The sequence below is a fragment of the Streptomyces sp. NRRL B-24572 genome, from assembly GCF_002156145.1.
GTDB lineage: Bacteria > Actinomycetota > Actinomycetes > Streptomycetales > Streptomycetaceae > Streptomyces > Streptomyces vietnamensis.
The window spans coordinates 1-3504 of the sequence record NZ_MWIG01001078.1 but is presented as its reverse complement, the minus strand read 5'-3'; the positions used below and the strand labels follow the sequence as shown (position 1 = coordinate 3504).

General features: G+C 74.5%; 4 protein-coding genes and 1 tRNA gene. 3 read left to right on the top strand and 2 right to left on the bottom strand.

The annotated features are described in order from the left end of the window. Window positions 1-5: 5 nt before the first annotated feature. A complete protein-coding gene (locus tag CCN56_RS40295; RefSeq protein ID WP_256962440.1) occupies window positions 6-1307 on the bottom strand; it encodes a hypothetical protein in 1302 nt (433 codons plus the stop codon). A 92-nt stretch (window positions 1308-1399) separates the two neighbouring features. On the opposite strand from CCN56_RS40295, the gene CCN56_RS40290 reads away from it, so the two are divergent. Together CCN56_RS40290 and CCN56_RS40285 are read left to right on the top strand one after the other, a co-directional pair. Beyond that, window positions 1400-1897, top strand: a complete 498-nt coding sequence (locus tag CCN56_RS40290; protein WP_086832507.1) for an SRPBCC family protein — start codon at window positions 1400-1402, stop codon at window positions 1895-1897. A gap of 39 nt (window positions 1898-1936) precedes the next feature. Next, a tRNA-Val gene (locus tag CCN56_RS40285) sits at window positions 1937-2008 on the top strand. A gap of 56 nt (window positions 2009-2064) precedes the next feature. Here CCN56_RS40285 and CCN56_RS40280 read toward each other — a convergent pair. Then, the gene (locus tag CCN56_RS40280) at window positions 2065-2793 is read right to left on the bottom strand and encodes a 3'-5' exonuclease (protein ID WP_179200165.1); all 729 of its coding nucleotides are present in this window, start codon (window positions 2791-2793) and stop codon (window positions 2065-2067) included. A 121-nt stretch (window positions 2794-2914) separates the two neighbouring features. Here CCN56_RS40280 and CCN56_RS40275 point away from each other — a divergent pair, with 121 nt between their 5' ends. Beyond that, window positions 2915-3481 (top strand): DUF4365 domain-containing protein, encoded by a 567-nt coding sequence (locus CCN56_RS40275; RefSeq protein ID WP_041128282.1) that lies wholly within the window; start codon window positions 2915-2917, stop codon window positions 3479-3481. Window positions 3482-3504: the final 23 nt, after the last annotated feature.

The window sequence follows — 3504 nt, the reverse complement described above, 5'->3', positions numbered from 1 at the left end:
GCCTCCTACCCGGCGACGGCCACCGCCAGGACCAGGACCGCCGTCGCCGGGTAGGAGGCCAGGGCGCGTGCGGTGTGCTCGCCCGACCAGACCTCCGTCGTCCGGGCCACTGGCCCGAGGAGCCCCGCCAGCGACGGCGGCAGTGCCCACGCGACCCCGAGGGCCGCGACACCGGCACCCGCACCGGCGAGCCCGAGCCGGATCCCCCGCGGCAGACGCACGCCGCCGCCGGCCGGGCCCGACCCCGTACCGTGCGGCAGGCCGCCGCCGGGTGCCGCTGCGCCGCCCTGACCGGACACGCCCTCCCGGGGTGCCGTCGCGTCGGTCGCGCCGCCCAGGAGCCACACCGACGCCAGGGCCAGTGCGACGAGTACGTACCCCGGTACCGCCCAGTCGACGGGGAGCGCCGTGCGCAGGAGGCCGCCGACAGCCGCCAGGAGCGCCAGGCCCGTGATCGCCGAGGCCGCCGTCGCGACGGCCGGGACGCGCCACGCCCCGTACAGGGTCACCGCCGCGCCCGCCAGGAGGAGCGGCGCGCCGCTCCACGGGGTGACGAGGGACAGCCAGCCGCCCGTCAGCAGGGCCCAGCCGCCCAGGGCGGCCCCGGCCGTGCCCGCCGTGATCCGGACCGCCGCCGGCCGGGCCCACAGCACGAGCGCCGCGTCCGCCGTCGCCGTGAGGAGCGCCGCCCACGCGAAGGCCGTCGACCCGCCGCCGGCCGCGAGGACACCGAGCGGCAGCGGCAGCTGCGCCGCGAGCACGGCGACCGGCAGCGGGATCCGCAGCCGGGACAACGCCGAGCCGTACGCCGTCCACGCGCCCGCGAGGACCGCCGACGCCACCGCCGTGTACCCCGGGCCGTCCGTCTCCGGCAGCGCCACCCGGTGCAGCGCGTACGCGTCGAGGACCGTCAGGACCAGGCCGAGCGCCGCCACCGACTCGGCCGTCGACCGCAGGCCCTTGCGCAGCAGCGCCACCGGCGCCGCGAGCGCCGCACCGGTCACCACGGCCAGCACCGTCGCGCGGGCGCCGATCCCCATCGAGCCCCAGCTCACCAGGGTGAAGGCGACCGCCGCGATCGTCAGCAGCGTGCCGCCGAGCGTCAGGAGCACGTTCTGCGCGCTCCGCGGCGTCGAGTCCGCGACCGGCGGACGCGGGTGCAGCGGGGCCGCCGCCGCGACCGGCGGGTACAGCACCTGGATCAGCCAGGCGCGGCGGGCCAGCAACTGGGACCGGCGCGCGTCGAGTTGCGCCAGCTCGCGGTCGACGAGCACCAGCTCGTCCGCGGGCGGCAGGGAGTTGTCCATACCCGGAGTGTGGCTCCGGCCGCAGCCACCGGGAATGCGTCCCGGTACTCAGATTCCCGCTATTCCCGCCTGAGTACGTCCACACTGGGGGCATGGACTGGTGCCGGTACCGCTTCCGCTGCGTCTGGCGGCTCGCCGCCCCGCCCGACGCCGTCTACGCGGTCCTCGAACGCGCCGAGGAGTACCCGCGCTGGTGGCCCCAGGTCCGCGAGGTCGTCCCCCTCGACGAGACCACCGGCACCGCCCGCTTCCGCTCCCTGCTCCCGTACGACCTCGTCGTCACCGCCCGGGCCCTGCGCCGCGACCCGGCCTCCGGCGTCCTGGAGATCGGCCTCGGCGGGGACCTGGAGGGATGGGCCCGCTGGACCCTCACCCCCGAAGGGCCCGGCACCCGTGCCCTGTACGAGCAGGAGGTCGAGGTCCATGCCCGGCTCCTGCGGCTGCTCGCCGTGCCCGGACGGCCCGTCTTCCGCGCCAACCACGCCCTGATGATGCGCGGGGGGAGGCGGGGACTCGCGGCCGAAATGAAGGAAGTCGCTCGAAGGGCGTCGACGAGGGGTGGCGGTCGGGCGACGGGCGGGCCGGTTTGAACCCGGGGCCGAAAGGCCTGTATGGTTCAACCCGTTCCCGGGCGATTAGCTCAGCGGGAGAGCACTTCGTTCACACCGAAGGGGTCACTGGTTCGATCCCAGTATCGCCCACCGGGAGAGGCCGGTCCGTCGAAAGACGGACCGGCCTCAGCCGTTTCCGGAGCCGATCACGCCGCCGTGCGCAGCTCCGGCCGCAGCGGCCACGCCGGGTCCACCGTCTCCGGCGTCCCCTGCCGGGTGAACCAGGCCTGGAGCCCCCGCGCCTGCGCCGCGTGCCACACCGCCTGGAGCGTGTGGAGCTCCGCCGGCGTCAGCCGCTCCAGACGGGACGAGAAGCGCCGCGCCACCGCCCGTACGACGTCCATCGCCGCCGTCGCGTCCGCCGCGGCGTCGTGCGCGCCCGACAGCTCCACCTCGTAGTGCGCGCACAGGTCCGTCAGCGTCCTGCGGCCCTTCCGGTAGCGGTCCAGGTGCTTGTCCAGGACCCGCGGGTCGAGCACGGTCAGGGGGCTGCCCGCCGTGTAGTTCCCCAGCGACGAAGCCCGGTGCCGGCGCAGCTCCCGGTCCAGGATCGTCAGGTCGAACGGCGCGTTCATCACCACCAGCGGCCGCCCCGCCGCCGACTGCTCGGCCAGCGCGCGCGCCAGCTCCTCCATCACCGGGGCCGGCCACCGGCCGTTCCGCTGGAGGTGGTCGTCCGTCAGGCCGTGGACCGCCGTGGCCCCCTCCGGCACCGGTATGCCGGGGTTGACCAGCCAGCGCGTCACCCGCGGACGCGCCCCCTCCGTGTCCTGGACGACGAGGGCGGCCGAGACGATCCGGTCCTCCTCGACGTCAACTCCCGTGGTCTCCGTGTCGAAAGCGGCCAGGGGCCCTTCGTACCAGTGCATCGACATCCCCGAACTCCCTGCACACGTGCGGCAGATGGCCAACCCCCTGCCCCGAAACGGTGATACCCGGACTGTTTGCGTCGTACGCGGACCGGTCACAACACAAGGGACGGGGAAGGAAGACGACATGGCGCTCGCCCAGCCCGAGTCGGGAGGGCTGCCGCCCCAGCGGACGGCACCGACGCGCGGCTCACTCGCCACCACCGCCTGCATGGAGACCCTTCAGGTGGGATACCTGCACGCCGTCGCCGCCGCGGCCGGCTGCTCGCTGTCCCAGCCCTTTCCGGACAACGGCATCGACTGGCACGTGAGCCACAGCGCTCCCGGGCACACCGTCGACGACGAAGTGACCATCAAGGTGCAGCTCAAGTGCACCTACCAGATACCGCCGCGCCCGCCGGGCAGCGCGTTCTCGTTCACCCTCGACAACGACCACCTGGTGAAACTCGCCCGGACGCCGGTGTCCGTGCACAAGATCCTGGTCGTGATGCTCGTCCCGAGGGCGCAGGAGGACTGGCTGAGGGCGAGCCACGACCGGCTCGACCTGCGGCACTGCTGCTACTGGATCAACCTGGCCGGACACCCGGTCACGGGACGGCGCCGGACCACCGTGCGCATCCCGACGGCGCGGATCTTCGACGACCGGGCGCTCTGCGAGATCATGACCCGGGTCGGCGTGGGAGGGAGACCTTGATGCACCGACCGATCGACGACCCC